Source organism: Nocardia pseudovaccinii NBRC 100343 (genome assembly GCF_001613225.1).
In the GTDB taxonomy this organism is placed as follows: Bacteria; Actinomycetota; Actinomycetes; order Mycobacteriales; family Mycobacteriaceae; genus Nocardia; species Nocardia pseudovaccinii.
The window spans coordinates 1-19,567 of the sequence record NZ_BDBY01000420.1; the positions used below are offsets into that span (position 1 = coordinate 1).

The 19,567-nt window shown below is 66.2% G+C and carries 18 protein-coding genes; 8 read left to right on the forward strand and 10 right to left on the reverse strand.

The window, feature by feature from the left end; translation table 11 throughout:
• Window positions 1-2,421: ATP-binding protein (locus NP3_RS49570; RefSeq protein WP_245721379.1), on the forward strand; the 2,421-nt coding region annotated here is incomplete at its 5' end.
• 19 nt (window positions 2,422-2,440) lie between these two features.
• On the opposite strand, the gene NP3_RS44215 is transcribed toward NP3_RS49570, so the two are convergent.
• Complete coding sequence (locus NP3_RS44215) at window positions 2,441-3,067, reverse strand: TetR/AcrR family transcriptional regulator (protein ID WP_063825076.1); 627 nt, start codon at window positions 3,065-3,067, stop codon at window positions 2,441-2,443.
• A gap of 115 nt (window positions 3,068-3,182) precedes the next feature.
• Between NP3_RS44215 and NP3_RS44220 the strand changes: the two genes are divergently transcribed.
• Window positions 3,183-5,240 carry a neutral/alkaline ceramidase gene (locus tag NP3_RS44220; protein WP_063047672.1) on the forward strand — a complete coding sequence of 686 codons (2,058 nt, stop codon included), beginning with the start codon at window positions 3,183-3,185 and terminating at the stop codon, window positions 5,238-5,240.
• A gap of 9 nt (window positions 5,241-5,249) precedes the next feature.
• On the opposite strand, the gene NP3_RS51020 is transcribed toward NP3_RS44220, so the two are convergent.
• Window positions 5,250-5,486: a DUF2530 domain-containing protein gene (locus NP3_RS51020; RefSeq protein WP_245721380.1), complete on the reverse strand. Its 237-nt coding sequence runs from the start codon at window positions 5,484-5,486 to the stop codon at window positions 5,250-5,252.
• A gap of 63 nt (window positions 5,487-5,549) precedes the next feature.
• Between NP3_RS51020 and NP3_RS44230 the strand changes: the two genes are divergently transcribed.
• On the forward strand, window positions 5,550-5,987 hold the full coding sequence (locus NP3_RS44230; protein WP_063047673.1) for an Rv0880 family HTH-type transcriptional regulator: 438 nt from the start codon (window positions 5,550-5,552) through the stop codon (window positions 5,985-5,987).
• Window positions 5,988-6,015: 28 nt separating this feature from the next.
• Here NP3_RS44230 and NP3_RS44235 read toward each other — a convergent pair whose 3' ends face one another.
• A complete protein-coding gene (locus tag NP3_RS44235; protein WP_063047674.1) occupies window positions 6,016-6,444 on the reverse strand; it encodes a YccF domain-containing protein in 429 nt (142 codons plus the stop codon).
• Between the two features lie 374 nt (window positions 6,445-6,818).
• Window positions 6,819-8,024, reverse strand: coding sequence for a GNAT family N-acetyltransferase (locus NP3_RS44240; RefSeq protein ID WP_063047675.1), 1,206 nt, complete (start codon window positions 8,022-8,024; stop codon window positions 6,819-6,821).
• 198 nt (window positions 8,025-8,222) lie between these two features.
• Between NP3_RS44240 and NP3_RS44245 the strand changes: the two genes are divergently transcribed.
• The 4 genes from NP3_RS44245 to NP3_RS44260 are packed head-to-tail and all read left to right on the forward strand — an operon-like array spanning window position 8,223 to window position 10,532.
• Window positions 8,223-9,125 carry a M23 family metallopeptidase gene (locus NP3_RS44245; protein WP_063047676.1) on the forward strand — a complete coding sequence of 301 codons (903 nt, stop codon included), beginning with the start codon at window positions 8,223-8,225 and terminating at the stop codon, window positions 9,123-9,125.
• 24 nt (window positions 9,126-9,149) lie between these two features.
• Entirely contained in the window at window positions 9,150-9,374 is a 225-nt protein-coding gene (locus NP3_RS44250) for a hypothetical protein (RefSeq protein WP_063047677.1), read from the forward strand.
• Window positions 9,375-9,420: 46 nt separating this feature from the next.
• The gene (locus NP3_RS44255) at window positions 9,421-10,224 is read left to right on the forward strand and encodes a TrmH family RNA methyltransferase (RefSeq protein ID WP_063047685.1); all 804 of its coding nucleotides are present in this window, start codon (window positions 9,421-9,423) and stop codon (window positions 10,222-10,224) included.
• Window positions 10,221-10,532, forward strand: a complete 312-nt coding sequence (locus tag NP3_RS44260) for a DUF2537 domain-containing protein (RefSeq protein WP_281197776.1) — start codon at window positions 10,221-10,223, stop codon at window positions 10,530-10,532. The genes NP3_RS44255 and NP3_RS44260 overlap by 4 nt, the downstream gene beginning before the upstream one ends.
• 146 nt (window positions 10,533-10,678) lie before the next feature.
• Here NP3_RS44260 and NP3_RS44265 read toward each other — a convergent pair whose 3' ends face one another.
• The 3 genes from NP3_RS44265 to serC form a co-directional block, all read right to left on the reverse strand.
• Window positions 10,679-11,422, reverse strand: coding sequence for a DUF6928 family protein (locus NP3_RS44265; RefSeq protein WP_063047678.1), 744 nt, complete (start codon window positions 11,420-11,422; stop codon window positions 10,679-10,681).
• A 399-nt stretch (window positions 11,423-11,821) separates the two neighbouring features.
• Window positions 11,822-12,949 (reverse strand): septation protein SepH, encoded by a 1,128-nt coding sequence (sepH, locus tag NP3_RS44270; RefSeq protein ID WP_063047687.1) that lies wholly within the window; start codon window positions 12,947-12,949, stop codon window positions 11,822-11,824.
• Between the two features lie 200 nt (window positions 12,950-13,149).
• Complete coding sequence (serC, locus tag NP3_RS44275) at window positions 13,150-14,274, reverse strand: phosphoserine transaminase (RefSeq protein WP_063047679.1); 1,125 nt, start codon at window positions 14,272-14,274, stop codon at window positions 13,150-13,152.
• A 64-nt stretch (window positions 14,275-14,338) separates the two neighbouring features.
• On the opposite strand from serC, the gene NP3_RS44280 reads away from it, so the two are divergent.
• Complete coding sequence (locus tag NP3_RS44280) at window positions 14,339-14,983, forward strand: hypothetical protein (protein ID WP_063047680.1); 645 nt, start codon at window positions 14,339-14,341, stop codon at window positions 14,981-14,983.
• Between the two features lie 31 nt (window positions 14,984-15,014).
• Here NP3_RS44280 and NP3_RS44285 read toward each other — a convergent pair whose 3' ends face one another.
• The 3 genes from NP3_RS44285 to NP3_RS44295 form a co-directional block, all read right to left on the reverse strand.
• Window positions 15,015-15,605, reverse strand: coding sequence for a GTP-binding protein (locus NP3_RS44285; RefSeq protein WP_063047681.1), 591 nt, complete (start codon window positions 15,603-15,605; stop codon window positions 15,015-15,017).
• A complete protein-coding gene (locus tag NP3_RS44290; protein WP_063047682.1) occupies window positions 15,602-18,322 on the reverse strand; it encodes an ATP-binding protein in 2,721 nt (906 codons plus the stop codon). Before NP3_RS44290 ends, NP3_RS44285 begins: the two co-directional genes overlap by 4 nt.
• Before the next feature lie 285 nt (window positions 18,323-18,607).
• The gene (locus NP3_RS44295) at window positions 18,608-19,468 is read right to left on the reverse strand and encodes a polysaccharide deacetylase family protein (RefSeq protein ID WP_063047688.1); all 861 of its coding nucleotides are present in this window, start codon (window positions 19,466-19,468) and stop codon (window positions 18,608-18,610) included.
• Window positions 19,469-19,567 lie beyond the last annotated feature (99 nt).

Consider the following 19,567-nt stretch of genomic DNA (forward strand, 5'->3'; position numbering starts at 1 on the left):
GGCCACGCGGACCCGAGTGGCGGCCACGCGGACCCGAGTGGCGGCCACGCGAACCCGAGCGACGGGCACGCGGACCGAAGCGACGGGCACGCGGACCGAAGTGACGGGCACGCTGACCTAATCGGGCTGCACGACACCCACGACGCCGAATTCGGCGGCACCGATGCAGATCTGAGCACCGGCCGGTCCACAGGGCTCGGGCTCAGGGAGTTGCGCATCGATGGCCCCGGATCGCAGCGACGGGTTTGGTGGGAGTACCGGACTGCCCGGGCGCGCTGGTTGCTGCCGCTGCGGGATGGCAGGCCGGTGTCCGCTGCGCATGATGTGCTGCGCGCACCCACGCGATCCGACGAGGAGCTGTCGCTACCAGCTCTCCTGATAGCCGACATACCGATGCAGCCGGACCGCCGACGCGTCCTCCCGGGAGCTCGCCTTGCCGAATTCGCCCAGGGTTATGCCGATTTCGCCCGCGCACTCCCGCCGCGCGATCGCCTCGTCCTGGTTCCCGCCCCGGGCTTCGCGCGCAGCGAGGTAGACGGCATCCTGCGCGAGGCCCTGGTCCGCGAACTGCAGACCCAGCCCTGGCTCCCGGTCGTCACCACCCGCTCGGAAACCGCTGGCGAAACCGCCGCACAGTCGGCCTCGGCCGCTACACGATCAGCCGTCGCGGACCAAGCCTCTTCGGTGCGCACGGCCGCTGAGAGCGATGCCGAGCACAGCGGTCCGCTCGGCACTGACGACTGGACCGCCGCAGCGCGATCGTCCGCGCCACGGTCAAGACATGCGGTACCCACGCGAGCGCGCGTATTCACTGGCCTGAGTCGAGAATTGGCCGACCTGCTCGATGACATCGTCGGACCACTGGTAATACCCGAGTTGTCAGGGCGCGCACATAGCGAGGCGCTGGGTGTGCTGGATGTGCACAGACTGGGACTTGCTCGGCTGGCGGAACTTTCGTCCGGGCTCGAGCGGTCCCCGAAGTGGTGGCATTCGCTGTACGTCGCGTTGGAGCCATACGTTGTCGACCCGCTGGCCGCTGAAGAACTCGGCGCGCTCGCGGTGCCGCTGGCAGACGGCCGACTGGTAACCGGACCGCGCACAGTAGTTTTGGATGACCAGCTCGATGTCGCCATACCGGTGCACTGGGCGCGTCTGGTGCACCCCGAGGCAGTGCATCCACTCCTCGCGCGACTCGGCGCACGTTCGGCCACCGCCGAGGACCTGTTGAGCGATCCCGGATTACGCGCGGAACTGGAGGACCAGCCGGGCGATCCCGACACCACCGATGCCGTGCTGCGGCTCGCCGCACATGCCGATCCGTCAGCACTCCCGTCTTGGCTCGGCCTCCTCGAATTACCCGACACTACCGGGGAATTGCTCCCCGCCGACGAATTGCTGCTCCCCGACGCACCGTTGAGCACATTGCAGGTGCCGGATTCGCCGTTCGGCACTGTCGCAACGGACATGGTGGACCGCTACGGCGCCGAGGTGCTGCGTGCGGTGGGCGTCGGCTGGGATTTCAGCATTGTCATCGAAACCGATCCCACCGGCCCCGATCACCACTTGGACGACGAGGAGCGCTGGTGGTCGGGCCTGCCCGAAGATCCGCCGGAACTGGCCGCCGTCCGCGACCTGGACCTGGTCGAAGAGTCCTGCTGGCCAGAGGCGTTGCGGCAGTTGGCATCCACTCCGCGCACCCGCAAACTGCTCACCGATCCCGATGGCTACACGGCCTGGTGGTTGCGCAGACACGCGCGCATCGATGGCATTCCGCTCGGCTTGCTCCGCCACCCCGCCGATACCGAATTCGCTGGCCTACTCCCCGAATTCGAACTTTCCGACCTGGATTCCGAAGCCTTACGCGCAGTCCTGGCGAACCCGAATGCCATCACCCAGGAACTGGCCGCCGCACTGCTGGACGGACTCGCCGACCCATCGAAAACCCCTACACCCGAGGTGGTTTCCCGAACCCACGCCCGCCTCGCCGCCGCAGTGGATCACCTCGACCTGTCCGAACTCGAGCTCCCCGAGCGCGTGCGCGCCCTGTCCTCGGCAGTCGTCGACCCCAACGACGCCTGGGTACTCGACCAGCCGTGGTTCGGCCTCGCCGTTCCCGCGGATCACCTGGTAGCAGGCGATACCGTCACGGCGCCCGCCCTCGCGACCCTGCTCGATCTCCCCATGGTCTCCGATGTGATCACCGCCGAGGTGATGAGCCAGGGCCGCCACACCACCTGGTCCGCCGAACCGCTGGGAATCGTTCTGCGCCAACTGTTCACCCTGCCCGATGAACAAGGCGACCTGGTGCTCCACGACGATCTCCAGATCCGCCTGCGCGGTGCCCTGGAAGCCACCGTCTCCGTCCCCTGGTGGCGCGATGGCACAACCACCCACATCCGAACCCCGCACCGCCCGGTCTGACCGCAGCCACACAGCCGACTTACACCGCGTAGTTCGCAACCATCTCGCTGAGCAGATCCAGTTGCCTGCGCACACTTTCGCTGTCGTTGTCCACCAACCAGCGCAGCACGACACCGTCGATCACATTCAAGGTGAAGCGGCTCAGCGTCGGCACCGGCACGGACCACCGGCAACCGGTGGCGTCGCGGGCATGGTCGAGGATGTCGGCGACCGTGGTGTCGTTGAATGCGTACTGTTCGCGCGCTATCGCGAGTTTCGCGGGAGTCGATTCCCCTTCGCGTAGCGCATATGTCGTGGTTTCGTATGTGAGCAGTTGTCGTTCCGGTGTGGCTTCAATGTTGAGCCACATCAGTTCGAGTCCGGCGCGCACCAATTTTTGAAGCGCTTCTTTTCCACTTCCGACGTCTTGCCAAACTGTTTCGTTGGCATCGACGGAATCGCGTAATTCCATCGACAACGCCTTGACCAGCTCGGTCATCAGCGCGTCCTTGTTTTCGAAACAGTAATGCACCACACCGAGCGAAACACCGGCTGCCTGAGCGACATCGCGCGTGGTCACGCCCGCGACGCCCTTTTTCTCGGCAAGGCCGATGGCTGCCTCGATAAGGTGGGCCCGTCGTTCTTCGACGCTCAATCGGGAGGACACCCAAGGGAGTTAAGTCCGCAACTCCGCCACAGTCAATTCGCAGGGCCGAAAATCTCGACTGGACGATTGTCCAGTTGTGTGGTTCGCTTCAGCACGGGATCGAAGGGAGACGCGTATGCCGGTGTCACGCAGAACGGTGCTGGCCCGAACCGCGGTTGGTTCCGCCGCGCTCGCGACAGCGGGCACGGTGCCGGGTGTGACTTCGGCGCTCGGCGCACCGGCCGCCGCGGCTCCCGAATCGGGTGGCTACCGCATCGGACTCGGGCTTTCCGATATCACCGGCCCGGCCGCCGAATGCGGAATGATGGGCTATTCACAGTTCGAGCAGCAGACGGCGGGCATCCATCTGCGCCCGCGCGCTCGCGCATTCATCATCGACAGTGGTGCGCGTCGAATCGTGTTCGCGGTAGCGGAGAACGGCATGATTTTCCAGTCCGTGCATCGCGGCGTCATGCTCGAACTCGCCCGCCGCTTCGGTGATCTGTACACCGAACAGAACATCGCGCTCACCTCGACGCATTCGCATGCGACCTGTGGCGGCTCCAGCAACGATTACGCGTACAACCTGTCGATTCTGGGTTTTCAACAGCAGGTATACGACGCCGAGGTGAACGGCATTGTGGAGGCGATCGCCGCCGCGCACGCCGATCTCGGACCGGGCGCCCTTTCGCTGGGTCGCGCCGAACTGCACGACGCGAGCGTCAACCGATCACGAGTTGCCTTCGAACGCAATCCGGATGCGGATAAACAGCACTTCCCGAATGCCATCGACCCGGCGGTCACCGCACTGTCATTCGTCAAGGGCGGCAAACAAGTCGGCGCAATCACCTGGTTCGCCACGCACAACACCTCGATGACCAACCAGAACCGACTGATCAGCGCGGATAACAAGGGTTACGCGTCGTTCTCGTATGAACACACCGAGCACGGCGTCCGCTATCTCGATGGCCCGGCCGATTTCGTCGCCGCGTTCGCGCAGACCAACGCGGGGGATATGTCCCCTAATCTCGATCTGCAACCCGGTTCGGGACCGACCCGGAACGAGTTCGACAACACCCGCATCATCGGCGAGCGTCAGTACCGCGCCTCGAAAACCGCGTTGTCGGGCGCACAGTCCATCAGCGGTCCGGTCGATTCGATGCTCTGTTATATCGACCTGGCCGATATCGCCGTCGACGGCAGATTCACACCTGACGGCCAACCGCGCCACACCGCGCCCGCCGCCGCGGGCGTCTCGCTCATCGCGGGCAGCGTCGAGGATGGTCCCGGCCTGCCGGGTATCCCGATCCCCGAGGGGGTGCGCAATCCGTTCATTGATGCGCTCGGCGATCCGCGCCAGCCCGCACCGTCCTGGCTCGCGGATGCGCAGGCGCCCAAGGCGATCATCGCGCCGCTCGGGCTGTTGCCGCCGGTGCCGTGGGTGCCGAATGTGGTGCCGATCCAGATTGTTCGGATCGGTGAGCTCTACTTGGCCTGCGGCGGTGCAGAATTCACCATCGTCGCCGGACTGCGCATCCGCCGAGCTGTTGCCGCCGCGCTCGGCGTTCCGCTGGTGCAGGTGCTGATGCAGGGCTACGCGAACGCGTACCACGAATACGTCACCACTCCGGAGGAATACGACTCCCAGCAGTACGAGGGCGGCTCAACCTTGTTCGGACGCTATACATTGCCCGCCTACCAGCAGGAGTTCACCCGTCTGGCAACGGCTTTCGCCGCCCGTCAGCAGATCCCGCGCGGTCCGGCGCCGCGCGACGTATCCAACCTGCAGCCGAACTTCCAACCCGCACCCGGCCCGGACACCACACCGTCGGGTCGTGGATTCGGCGATGTCCTGACCCAGCCCGCCGCCTCGTACGCATGCGGTACCCAGGCCGCCGCCGAATTCGTCTCCGCCCATCCGAAACACAACCCCCGTCGCAACGGCACCTTCCTGGAAGTGCAGCGCCGCAACGCATCCGGCGACTGGGTCCGCATCGCCAACGAGGGCGAATGGGCCGTCCGCTTCCACTGGAGCAAGCGTGGACCGGCCGCATCCGTGGCTCGCTTCACCTGGGACATCCCGACGGAGGCCACCCCCGGCACCTACCGCATGCAACATTTTGCCGACAGTCTGAGCCCCGACGGCGCCCTGCATCCCTTCACCGGTATCACCGACGAGTTCGAAGTGAGCTGAGGCAGGCGGTCAAAGTCCGGTTTGCGCGCCTTTGTCGCCGCGGCGGGCGCCCCGGCGCTGGATCGCGAAGATCGTGTAGCCGAGCAGGCCGACGGCCATACCCATCAGACACACCGGACGGGCGGATTCCCAGCGGTCGCTGGTCCACACGACGACGGTGGCGATCAGCCAGAGGGCGCTGCCGACCGCGAGTACCGGCCGTGGATCGGTGAAGCGCGGCGGGATCTGCGGGACATTCTGGGGCACAGTCACAGCGTAGCCGCGGGAAGAGGCGGTCACCGGCCAGCGTGTCCCGTATCGTTCTGCTCTGTGACAACGCCATCGGATGTTCGAGCTCTCGCCGGTGAGCTGTCGCTCGCGGTGGTGCGCTTGACGCGACATCTGCGGGGGCGGCGCGCCGACGCCCAGATTTCGCTGACGCAGCTCTCCGCACTCGCCACCCTGCATCGAGAAGGGGCGATGACGCCTGGCGCGTTGGCCGCCAAGGAGCGCGTACAGCCGCCGTCGATGACGCGCGTGATCGCCTCGCTGTCCGATCTGGGATTGGTGGAGCGCAAGCCGCATCCGACCGATGGCCGCCAGATCATCGTGTCGCTCTCGGATGCGGGTCGCGCACTGATCGCCGATGAAACCAGCGCCCGCGAGGCCTGGATGACCGAACAGCTCTCAACCCTCACCGACGAACAACTGGTCGTGCTGACGCGCGCCGTCGGCATCATGAAGCAACTCGTCGACGACTCGGAGTAACCGAACCCATCCCGCCGGACCCTGGTTGCTAACGAGGTGCGTAACCACCCCGGGCGTATTGGGCACCGAACGGCTGATCGCTGTCCACGATTTCGCGGCCGAGGGGGAACAGGGAGATCGGGATCAGTTTGAGGTTCGCCCAGCCGAACGGGATGCCGATGATCGAGATGAACAGCGGGATGCTGGTGAGCAGGTGGCCGAGCGCCAGCCACCAACCGGCGACGATGAACCAGATGATGTTGCCGATCATCGATCCGACACCCGCGGAGGGCTTTTCGACCGTGGTGCGTCCGAACGGCCAGAGCACATAGGTCGCGATCCGGAACGAAGCGATACCCCAGGGGATCGTGATGATCAGAACGCAGCAGATGATGCCCGCGACAATGTAGCCGAGCGCCATCCAGAACCCCACGATTACGAGCCACAGGATATTGAGCACCAGCTGAATCGGCTTCATGAATCCAGCATGCCAGCCCACCTCGCCTCCGACATCACTCCGGAGTACGAGGTCGGCTCAGGGATATCCCTGATCAGCGAAATCAGCGCCCTGACCGGCCGACCAGCCGCCTCGGCACGGAACGGCGGTCGCCACGGATTCAGCCGCTCAGAACTGCTCGGTTCGGCAAACGCAGGCCGTCTCAGGCCTCGAGGCGGCCGGGCTCGTAGAAAAGCCCCGAAATCGCGGCTGGTCGACCCGAGCCCGGCTCACGGATTCAGCTCGACCCGAGAGCCAGTCGTGCGGAGGAGCCGACCCAGCTCCGCGGGTGCAGACCGGCTGCGCGACCAACCCGATCCGTCGGGACTTTGCTGGCCCAACAAAGACAGCCCAGCTCAGAAGAACCAGCCGAGTGCCGCGTCTCGTTCCGCGCCGAATGCTTCGTCGAGCGCGCGTAGTCGCACGGCGTCCTTGGCCTGCAGGCGGTTGGCGGCGGCGAAGAGGCGGGCTGGGTAGGCGCCGAGGTACATGGAGGCCAGGACGTCGATGCCGAGTTCGAAGTCGGGTGGGCGGGTGGTCGGTGTGCATTCGGCGATGCCGTCGCGCACCGTGAGCGCGAAGGTGCCGCCCGCGTCGCGGAACGGATCCTGCACTGCGAGAACGATATCGAGGTCACGCAGGTATGAGCGAGCGGTCAGCGCCGCGGGAACATCCATGAGCCGCAACCACAAATCGTCGAAGCGCGCCTTCGTGCGCACCAGTCGGAGATCGGTGAGCAGATACGGCAGCGGATCGTTGTCGGTGATCGCCGCCTCGACGTGACTGCACAGCTCCAACCCGAACAGCGCCCGCCACAGCGCGACCTGCGCCTCCGGGGTTACCGCGCGCATCTCCTCGACCACCGCGGACTTGCCTTGTTCGCGACGGTGGTAGCGATACAGCACATAACCGTCCGGGTGCAGGAATGCGAAGAGTTCGGTGCCGCCGTCGCGGAACGCGGGGGAATCGGAGAGGTCCATCTGCCAGCGGGCCTCGGGACGCGCCTGCGCACCGGGCACCAGACGCCGCCAGCGGTCGTAGATCGCGCGAAGCTGCTCGCCCGCATCGGCCGTGGTGCTGAGCACCACGCCGCCCGGATCGGGGGCGGACGGCAGGAATTCGACGAACCGCCGGTCGATCGAGACCGCGTTCTGCCGAATCGTCGGCCCGTATCCGAACCGGCCGTAGATGGCACCCTGACTCGCGGTGAAGATGGTCAGCGGGAGCCCGGCCGCCTCGGTGCGCCGATGCTGCTCGGTGTAGATGGCCCGCAGAATTCCGCGCCGCCGGTGCGTCGGCGCGACGCCGACCCCGGCGATTCCACAGGCCTCGACCGTGCGCTCGCCGGGCACGGTCAGCGTCATCCGAGTGGACCTGGCATGTCCGACGACGCGCCCGTCTTCGATCGCGACGATCGCCTCCTCGGTCGGAAAGACCCGCGCCCGCAATTCCGCATACTCCGGTTCGCCGCGCATCCCGAACGAGGTGTCGCCGAGCAACTGAATGGCCGCCACGTCATCCTCGGTGGCCGACCGAATGGTGATGCCGGGTATCAGCGCCATCCCTCGACGATCGCACGCCCCCCGACCCGCCCGCACCCGAATTACCGCCACTTCGTCCGGATCGACGCCCAACCCGCACCCGAACAAAGTGGTGGACCGCTTTTCGAACCGGTCCCGTCTGAGCGGGCTGCATGATCGGAGCCGATGCGGTCCACCGACCATGGCTATCGCAGCGGAAGCCGTAGGTAGCATCGTGTGATGCGTTCGGCAGCACAGCTATTCGGTGATTTCAGCTGGCCGATTGTGCTGGTGGGTGTGGTGTCGCGCAGCTGGCTTGCCGACACCGGAGGGCAGTGGCTTGCCGGTGTTCTGACCGTCATCGCCATGTTGGTCCTGACGCACGAATTTCTCGCCCCCAGCTTGCGGACCGCGCCCTTTCCCGCCCTGCACCTCGAGTTGCTCGCGCTCGCGGTATCGGTGGTGGCCGTGGTGCGGGTTCCCCGCGTTACCGGTGGATTCCTGGAACCGGGACCATGGATCGCCGCGGCGCTCGTGGTTGCGGTGGTGTCGGCGAAGTTCGTTTCGCTCGGACGGGCGATCAATGAGCCGGTAGATCAGGAGTTGGTATTTCCGCTCGGCCCCGGCCGATGGCTGATCGTCGAGGGTGACGGTCGGTTGTGGAACCACCATTGGATTGTGCGGAGTGAGCGGGCCGCCCTGGATATCGTCGGTCTCTCGACATGGCGACAGACCCGAAAGCGGCTGTCGGCGCGGCGAATCGAGGACTATCTGGCATTCGGGGCGGATGTCTACGCGCCATGTTCCGGATGGGTGCGCGAAGCCGCGGATGACACGCCGGACGACGATCGCGATTTCCGCCGGGCAGGTGGAAACGAGGTCGTCATCGACAATGGCAAGGAATTGATCGTCATCGCCCATCTTCAGCGCGGCAGTGTCGCGGTCGAGGCCGGACAGCACGTCGAGGTGGGCCAGCGAATCGGTGCCGTCGGAAGTTCCGGTAACTCCACCGAACCCCACCTGCACATTCACGCGGAATGCGCAGGGGAGCCGCGACGCCTGGTTTTCCGGGGCTTTCGTCGACGCTTTCCGCGCGGCGCGGTTGTCACTGTCCGAACCGGACCCGCAAATCAGCCGATCTAGCTGCGCGAAGGACAATTGAGGTGCATGATTCTCGGATCGGCATACCGTTCGAACGGTGACTTCGGCCAGGTCCTCGAGAGTCCCGGCTACCAACTGCTAGAGGCTTTTGTCCGCACTGTCGTGGCACAGTCCGGTCGACCCGGGGCTCGCATCCAGTTCATGCTGCTGACGACGCGCCCGCAGCCGGAGATGTCGACACTGCAGGTCATTCTGGTCTCGGAGATCTCGGCGACGGGTGTCGGCCGATGATGGATCCGATTGTGGCCGGGCGGGGTCGGCGCGGCAGGATGATGTCGTGGCTGATGTGATCGATATCGACGATCCCACTGATCCGCGGGTCGATGACTTTCGCGATCTGAAGTCGGCGGATCGGCGGCCGGATCTGCCGGGGCGCAAGGGATTGGTGATCGCGGAGGGAGTGGTGGTCGTCCAGCGGATGCTGGATTCGCGATTTCGGCCGAGTGCGCTGCTCGGGGTGGAGAAGCGGCGGGTGGAACTCGTGGAGGAGCTGGCGCGGATCGAAGTGCCGTATTACCGGGCGAGTGCCGAGGTGATGGCGCAGGTGGTCGGGTTCCATCTCAATCGCGGGGTGCTCGCGGTGGCACGCAGGCCCGCGGAGTTGACCGTGGACGACGTCATCGAGCGGGCCCGCACGGTCGCGGTGTTGGAGGGCGTGAACGACCACGAGAATCTCGGCTCGATGTTCCGGAATGCCGCCGGACTCGGCGTCGAGGCGATTCTGTTCGGCGACCGGTGCGCCGATCCGCTGTATCGGCGTGCGGTGCGGGTGTCGATGGGGCATGTGCTGCGGGTGCCGTTCGCACAACTGCCGAAGTGGCCGGAGGGGCTGGATGTGTTGCGGAGCAACGGATTCCAGATCATCGCGCTCACCCCGAACCCGGCCGCGGTGAATTTGGCGACGGCGATGACGGGGGAGCGGGTGGCGCTGCTGCTCGGCGCGGAGGGACCCGGATTGACCGAGGAAGCCATGCGCGCCACCGACATTCGAGCCCGCATCCCGATGTCACCCGACACGGATTCGCTCAATGTGGCGACCGCGGCCGCCATGGCGTTCTATGAACGGGTGAGGACGTCGTGAGTTACTTCCCGAACGGGGCGTATCGGCCCTACCAGCCGTACCAGGATCCGACCCCGTGGGCAGCCGGACTCACCGTCGCGACCATGGTCGCACTGCTGACGGCCGTCGCGGTGTACGCATTCGGCTCGGCGCTGGCGGACGTCCATCCGCTGCTTGCGATCCTGGTCAATCTCGTCGCGGTCGGCGGCGCCGCACCCACCGCGTGGCGTTGGCGCCTGGCACCGGTGACGCGGTGGGTCATCGGTGGGGGTGCGGCTGGTGTGTTGCTCGGCTGGTTCGTCTTGATCATCGGCGGTCTGTCGGGGTAGCAGACCTCGTCGGCCCGGTGCGGCTCGCGACCTCTGCGGCAGGGGGTGAAGTGTGAGTTGGGGGTGGCGGTCGGCCGCGAGCCAGCTGGGTATGCCCGTCGGCCTAGCGATCTACCCGACGTGGTGGCAAAGCCAGTTGTGCGCGCTCACGAGACGCGATCCTTGCCGCGCAGCCAGTCGAGCAGACCTCGTCTCGGTTTCGTGTCGCCGTTGTGTTCTCCCAGTGGGATCAGGTCGGCGGGGTCGGGTGCCTGGCCCTTGGGGTATAGGGTGAATCCGCAGACCGCGATATCGCCTGGTACCAATGCCCCTTCGGGGGCCGGGGCGCGGTAGTGGAAGCCGAGCCATTCGTTATTGGCGGCGTCGGCGAAATCGGGCGGGTCGAAGGGGAGGGTTTGCGGGTCGGGCAGTTCCCCGGCCTGCCACCGCACCGGATGATCACCGGCCCAATACGAACGCTCCCACACCAGCGGGAGGCCCTCGTCCTCCAGGATGTTCACCCGCGTCGAGCTGAACGAGCGCCGGAATTCGCCACGCTCCCAATGCGCGAATGCGCCCCAGCCGTGATGTGCGTCGAACGAAATCAGATAGGTGTGCTCCGAGGCGAGCGGGCGAACCAGCAATTCCGCCAGCGCCGTCGGGTGCGCCCGTGCGGCCTGTGCCGAGCACACCACCGTGACTCCGGGGTAGCAGCCGATGTACACCTCGTCGGCATCCGGTCCGGCGCAACCGCCCAGCGTGCCGACCATGATCGGCATGACATCGTGGTCGGTGTGCAGCTGTTTCGCCAGCGCGAGCGCGGCTTCGGGGTCCGGATCGTGGTTCGCGCGGAGTACCGCCAACGGATCCTGTGCGTCGACGTACCAGAGAGACGAAGCCTTGGACAGCATTTCCGGCACCTCCCGATGGTTGCACCAAACAGCTCCGCAAACTTCGAGCAACCCACGGCGCCCTCTAGCAACTCCCGCTACCGCGAACCACCCGACGTCGACCTCAAATCGACGACACCTCGAAAAATCTACCCGCACTCCCGCGCCAACGTCGGCCCTTCCGCACTCGAACACGCGCAGCAAATCAAGATCAGGTGGAAACTATGGCGGCATTACGCGAGAAGTCCCCGCCACCATGTCCACCTGATCTTGGTCGGGGGGCGCCCGCCACTGGGTCGAAAGTCAGGCTGTGTCCGAAGCGCGTCCGGACGCTACAGCTGTCCGCACGCGAGAGAGAAATCCATCGCTCCCCGGAGGGCCAGATGCCTGCGCACCGAAACCCCGGCGCAGGAACGGAACTCAGTGCCCCGAGCTGCGCACCCCGAGCAATACGTCCTCCCAGGACGGCATCGGCGCCTTCCCGCGCTTGTTCCGAGCTGCCTTGGCAGGCGCCTTCTTAGCCGCTTCCTCGGAAGCAGCGGGCTTGGCGGCGGGCTTTGCGGCCTTGGCCGGGGCAGCGGCGGGCGCGGCCGGGGTGGTGCCCGCACCAGTCGGAGCTCCACCGGCGGCCGGAGCCGTATTCGTCCCGGCGGTGACCGCAGCGGAACCGCTCGCGGCCGGAATGGCATTCGTGCTCGCGGCGGCCGGAATCGCGGCTGCCGCACCACCCGCGCCGACCGGCGTACTGCTACCGCCGGCCGCGACGGAACGCTGCTCGTAGTACTCGTCCAACGTCGGCTGGGTCCGGGCCGCCGGACGCGCCGGTGCCGCCGCGGCCTCGCGTGCCGGACGTGCCTCGGCCGGACGGGGTTCCACCGGCCGGGTCTCTACCGGCGGTTCGGGCGCCGGTGGCGCCTCGATCTCCGCCTGCGGCGGCAGGATGGTGGCGAGCCCGCGTAGGGCACGGCCGAAGTCGGGATCGATCAGATCCGAGGCCGGATCGTCGAGCGGGGAAACCGAGCCGCCGTGCGCGTCGGGCTGGTAGCGCCAATGCGCGGCGATCTCGGAACGGCCGTTCTGCCACTGCAATTGCGCGACCCAGAAGCCCTTTTCGTCCTTCCAGGCGTCCCACTCGGCATTCTCGAGCGTGTGCCCGCGCTCGGTGAACGCGGCGGTGACGATATCGATGAGGATCTCCACGGCCGGACCGTCGGCGCGCACCGGATGCGCCTTCTGCGCGAGTTCAGCGGCGCGGGCCCGCTCCAGCAGCACCGGATAGGCGAATCGCTCCACGCGACTCAGCGGCATACCGGACTCCTCGGTGACCTGTTCAACGGATGCCCCGGCACGGATACGAGCTTGAATATCGCGGGGACGCATAGTTGCTTCCATCTCGATCTCAATCTGGCCGAATCGGGCAAGGTCTCCGCGTGCTGCGGCTCGAAGCTTGTCGTCGGCGGGCAGCCGGTACTTGGTGCCGGTCTCGGTGTCGATGCACACGATGTGCGTGGAGTCGGGCGTCACCCCGATCACTCGAAGTTCACGCACCGTTACCTCCTTATCGCGTCGGCTCGCGACACCGCCCACTTTCCGAAACAGTAGTGCACTACTGATGATCTCGAGGCAAGACACGCGGGGCGGAAATCTGCGAAAGACCCTCCGCGCCCCGCTAATCTGCTCTATTCAACTCGCTGCGCTACAAGATACGGCGTGTTGAAAGTGGGCGTGTCGCAATGACCGAGCTCGATTTACCCCAGCTTTTCGACAACCCAGTCGATGCTACGCGTCAGCTGCGAAACATCCTCGGGGTCGATGGCGGGAAACATGCCGACGCGCAGCTGGTTGCGGCCGAGCTTGCGGTAGGGCTCGGTATCCACGATTCCGTTGGCGCGCAGCACCTTGGCGACGGCGGCCGCATCGACCGAGTCGGCGAAGTCGATGGTGCCGACGACCTGTGAGCGGTGCGCCGGATCCGTGACGTACGGGGTGGCAAAGGAGCTCGACTCGGCCCAGGAGTACAGCCGCGACGACGAATCCAGCGTCCGCTTGACGGCCCAGTCCAGTCCGCCGTTGCCGTTGATCCACTCGATCTGGTCGGCGAACAGCAGCAGGGTGCCGAGTGCGGGGGTGTTGTACGTCTGATCCTTGGTGCTGTTGTCGATCGCGATCGGCAGCGAAAGGAATTCCGGGGTCCAGCGACCCGAGGCCTTGATCTCCTCGACCCGGGCCAGTGCGGCCGGGCTCATCAGCGCGACCCACAGGCCGCCGTCGGAGGCGAAGCACTTCTGCGGTGCGAAGTAGTAGACATCGGCATCGGTGATGTTGACCGGCAGACCGCCTGCGCCGGAGGTGGCGTCGATGGCGATCAGCGCGTTCTCCGAACCCGCCGGACGCTGCACCGGGATCGAAACACCGGTGGAGGTTTCGTTGTGCGCCCAGCCGATCAGGTCGGCCGACGGGTCCGAAACCGGCTCGGGCGCACTGCCCGGCTCGGCCGAGACCACGATCGGATCGCCGATGAACGGGTTGCCCTTGGCCACCGCGGCGAACTTCGAGCTGAACTCACCGTTGGTCAGGTGCAGCGAGCGCTCGCGGATCAGACCGAAGGCGGCGGCATCCCAGAACGCCGTGGTGCCACCGTTGCCCAGCACCACCTCGTAGCCGTCGGGCAGCGCGAACAGCTCGCGCAGGCCGCTGCGTACGCGTGCGACCACGTCCTTGACCGGCTTCTGCCGGTGACTGGTTCCGAACACCGAGGCGCCGACGGATACCAGAGACTGCAACTGCTCCGGGCGCACCTTGGAGGGGCCACAGCCGAACCGTCCGTCGGCGGGCTTGAGATCGTCGGGAATGATCGGGAACTCAGCGGTCATGGCCAACAGGGTAGACGGTGGTAATGCTGTGACTCTGACCACACTCCGGCTAACGTTATCGCCCATGAACCTTGCGTCGGCTAGCACGGGGTGGCGAGAGCGCAGCAGGGGGCCGCGGAACTTCGGATTGCGCGCGGGTGCGCTATCGGATTCGCAGCGGCGCGAGTTGCTCATTCACGGCGCGATCGGCTCGGCGACCATACTCGGCGTTCGGCCGCGGCGCAGTGAACCCGGACACGTTTTCTGGGTTCGAGTGCAGGTAGAAGGCGCGCTGCCATACGAAACCCGGGTGCGGCAGCGGATGCGCGAGGACGACCTGGAGTGGATGCAGCCCAGTGATGTGGTCGGCTGCCGGGTCGATCCGGGCGATCGCGACCGACTGGTGCTCTACGTGCCCGATATCGCCGAGACCGGCCGGGCGAGCATTTCGAAGATCCTGTCCGACGGCCGCCGAGCCGACGCCACCGTGCTCGCCGCCGCACCGGTCGCCGCCGACTACGCCGGTCGCGACGACCCGGTGCTGCGCCTGGACCTCGAACTGCGTGCCTGGGACGAGGCGAAACCGTGGCGCGTAAGACTGATCCAACCGGTACCGCTGGCCGCGATCGGCCTCGTCGATCTGGGCCAACATCTAGAGGTCGCCTTCTTCACCGTCGACCGCGGCGAATCCGTCGCGGTCGACTGGCTTGCCTCCCTCGATGAGGATTAGTGCGGCGGCTCGGCATCGAGCCGCCGTTTCGCTAACTCTTGGCTTTCACCCGCGCCAGCGCATGTCCGGTCAGTGCGATGAGCGCGGTCTTGGCCGATTCCCGGTCCCTGGCGTCGATCATCATCACCGGAACATCGGCGGATAGCGAGAGGGCATCGCGGATGGCCTCCTCGGGAAACTTGGGGGCGCCTTCGAATTCGTTGACCGCGACCAGGAACGGTAGTCCGAGTTCTTCGAAATAGTCGACCGCGGCGAAACTTTCGTCCACTCGACGGGTGTCGACCAGCAGGATCGCTCCGATCGCGCCGAGACTGAGGTCGTCCCACATGAACCAGAACCGGTGCTGCCCGGGCGTGCCGAACAGGTACAGCACCAGATCGTCGGACAGGGTGATCCGACCGAAATCCATGGCGACCGTGGTGGTCGTCTTATCCGGGACCGCCGAGGTGTCGTCGATTTCGGAACTCAGATCGGTCATCAGCGCTTCGGTTTTCAGTGGAACGATATCCGAAACCGCGCCGACCAGCGTAGTTTTGCCGACCCCCATCTCGCCGGCTATCACGATTTTCGCCGAAACCGCGCGGGATGTGGTCTCGGGTGGTGCTTGTTCAGGTGCGGTCATCGAACATCCTCGGCTGCAAGGGGTTTCAACTTACCAGTGGCTCTTCCGTCACGTACCCCCCGCTGATACCGGTTCAATCCTGTGCGGATCGTTTCCGGGTCGCGGCGCGTGCTCGCCGCAGATTCCGTTGCCGCCGACCCCGACTCGGCCCCACCCGGCACCAACTGATTCCCTGGATCTCGTTTCGGTAGCCCGGATGTTGTCCTTTCCGTAATTGTCGGATCCGCTGCCCGCTCTGCCGCAGACCAGCCTTCATCCGCCGCCGAATGCCAATTCGTCAAAACCGGTAGCTCCCCCGTAGTCGGATCCGCCAACCACGCCGACATCATGCCTGCGAAAATCGGCGTTGCCGCTTCCCCCTCGGTGGTCTGCGTCGATCCGTTCGACGCGGACCGGTTCGAAGCGGATTCGACGGTCTGCGCCGAATCCCCCTCTTCGGATTGGAAGAACGAGGTCGTCTTCGCCACCCGCTCCTGCGGCCCGGTCGGGGGACCCAAATCGGCCACGTTAGCGGACTGCGGTGGCGCGCTGGCCGTCGCGGTGGTGCTCGGCGGCTTCGCAGCAGCCCCGCCCGCTTTGCGCCGACCCTTGCGGTTGACTCCCGGAACCCGTTTCGGCAGACCATAACTGGTGATCATCGGCGGTGCCGCGGGCGCATCCGCCGCAGGTTCGGCCGACTTGGGTGCGGCCGAAGGCGGCGCACCGATCCGACGCGCCGGGGTTTCGGCCTTGGCAACAGGTGTGATCGCCTTGGCCGCGGGTTCGGCAACGCCCGTGCCCGCCTCGGCCGTCGCCTTGGTACCGAGCATGTCCCGATGCACCGGAATCACCGGCTTCAGCGTCGACGGATCCTCCGCATCCTGCGACGGCACCTCGATCAGCGCGGGCGGAATGTGCAGGCTCGCGGTGATTCCCGGACTGAGCGCGCGATCGTGCGTCCGGCGCAGTCGAACGGTGATGCCGTGCCGCTCGGCGAGTTTGCCGACCACGAACATGCCCATCTGCCGGGTCGTCGCGACGGTGACCACAGTCGGCGTCGCCAACCGCTCGTTGATCTCGTTCAGTTCGCTCGCCGTGATGCCGATGCCCTCATCGATGACCTCGATGAGCAGGCCGCCCTCGGAGGTCCGGCTGTAGGCGAAGGTGACATCGCTGTCGGGCGGTGAGGCCCGCAGCGCATTCTCCAGCATCTCCGCGATCAGATGCACCACATCGGTGGCCGCGATGCCCGCGACCCAACCGTCCGGTGTGGCACCGGATTTGACCCGCTGATAGTCCTCGACCTCGGAGACCGCGGCGCGCAGGATATCGCGCACTTCGACCGGTCCGGACCGATCGTGGCGCGACCGTGTTCCGGCCAGTACCAGCAGATTCGCGCTGTTGCGCCGCATGCGCGCGGCCAGGTGGTCGAGCCGGAAGAGCTGGCCGAGCCGATCGGGATCCTTCTCCTCGAATTCGAGCGCCTCGATCATGCTGAGCTGGCGATCCACCAGCGTCTGGCTGCGCCGCGCCATGGTCTCGAACATGTCGTTGACCTGATCGCGCAGCAGTTGCTGCTGTGCGGCGAGTTTGAGTGCCTGGGTGTGCAAACCGTCGACGGTGCGGGCGATTTCGCCGATCTCCTCACCGGTGTGCACCGGCACCGGTTTCACCTCGATGTCCTCGAGCTGGGCGCCGCGCATGATGCGGTCGACCTCGCTCGGGAGGTCCTTCTCGGCGAGCTCGCTGGCACCCGCCCGCAGCCTGCGTAGCGGCTGGAGCAGCGAGTGCGCGACCCACAGCGCGAGTGCGAGCGCCGCGATCACGGTCCCGAGTACCACCAGGGAGGCCTGCACGGCCGCGGATCGGGCCTCGGCGACCTTGTCGTCGACATCGTGGATGACGCCTTGCACGATCTCGCGCGTCAAGCCGGTGAAGACATCGCGGGATTCGATGGCCAGCCGCCGCAACTCGACCAGGTCGACGACGTGCGTGTGCATCGCGACCTCGATCATGTCCTTGAGCACGGCGGTATTCGGGCGCACCACCTGATCGAGTTGCGGCTTGGCCGCGGGCAACACCCGTTCGATCGCATCGGCCGCGGCCAGGATGCGGCCCTGCGCAATATGGAAATTCTCGGCCTGGGTCGGCTGTTGGATCGCCGTCATGGCCGCCATCAGCCAGTTGAAGCCCTCGACCTTGCCGACCAGCACATCGGAGAGTTGCGCCTTCGCGGCCACGACCGAGCCGACGCCGATCGGGGTGAGCAATTTGTCCACGGTGCCGATGGCATCGACGACGATCGCGTTGTTGAGCTCGATGGCCTTCACCGGATCGACGCCGCCCTTACCGCCCGAGCGGATGACCTCGCTGGTCGCGGTCATCTGCTTCAGCGCCCTGGCGACCGTCGCATCGATGCCCTTGCGTCCAGCGCGCACCGTGGCTTCGGTAATAGCCGTTGACAATTCGACCAGGTCCTGGTCGGTGGTGGTGCCGTAGACCTGCCCGCCGGCGACGGTCGAGGCCGCCGATTCGAGTGCGGTGATCGCCGGAATATCGGAGATGCGATCGGCCGCACTGTCGTATTCGGAGTAATCACGGAAGAAGACCGTCAGGCGCAGACCGCCGAGCAGAATGGCCGCGGCCAGCGGAAGTGCAACGGCCGCGCCGACTTTCCAGCGGACTCGCCATTGCTCGAGATTCCGCCATCGAGTGTGCGCGAAGATTCCCTGCGCCACCCTACATACCGCCTTCCGCTCGGATCGGGCCGATCCGGTCACCTCGCGCTGGCGAAATGCCCGGTGCACGGCCGCAATCCGTCTCACCTTTGTTTTTTCGAGCGACCGGCAGGCGGTCGGCTGACATCGGGACACCGGTCAGCATCGGTACCATACTGGCTCGCCGCCGGGGGTTGCGCGTTATTGGCGCGATCCCGGGGGCGTGCACTCCATACCGTAATAATTGCACCCCGCGGCTCACCGGCGCGATGGCCTGCCGAGCCGGACTACGGGCGGCAACGGCGCTCAGAGATGGACAAAGGTGAACCCCGCCGATCGCAGCGCGGGCAGCGCCGCCGTCATGCCTGCGGCCGTTCCAGAATTCGGCCGGTGCATATGCGCCAGCGAGATCGCACCGGGTGCGCCGGCTTTCATCGCATTCTGCACCTGCGCCGCGCTCGCGGTGGCGCCATAGTCGGCATTGATGCTGAAACCGACCGGCCGCTCACCTAATTCGTTGACGATCGCGACCGCGACATCGTCATAGTGTGCGGTACCCGCGCGGAAGAACCGTGGCGGTTTGCCGAGCAGGGCGGTGAGCCGTTCGTGATTGGCCCAGACCTCGTCGGCGGCCTCCTGCGGCGATCCGGTGCCCGGGATTTCGTAGGCGGCCCGGCCGGTCACCGAGAGCGGCTTGTGTGCCACACCGTGATTGGCCAGCTCGAACAGCGGATTGGCGGCCAATTGCGCGGCACGACCGGGATTCGCGTCGATCCAGCGTTTATTGAGGAAGAGCGTGGCCGGAATCTGCTGGGAGATGAGCAGATTCAGCAATGTCTCATCGATATCGTTATTTCCGGGCCCGCCGCACGCGTCGAAGGTGACCGCCATCTGTTTGCCGGTCGCCGCGAAAGTGCTTGTGATGCCGTCCATCTCCATGCCCCACCGCGTCGGTTGCGCACCGGCGTGCCGGGCGGCCACTGCCGCGGGGGAGTTGGCCGCGGGGGCCTGCTGCAATGGGGATCTCGGAATGGCCTGCACGTCAACTGCGTTCGCGGCGGTGGTCGTTCTCGATTGCGCGGTAGTCGTACTGCTCTTGTCGGTACTGCAACCAGCGACGAAAGCCGCAGCCGCGGCACCGAATCCGATCAGCCGCCGCCGCGACACGTTCCTATCCAGCATTCCCGGTTAACTCTCTCTCCCACAAGCGTCCCCCGGATGCTACGCGAGGCTGTGTTGTTGGCCGCGCGGGCGCGGCGTGTTCGC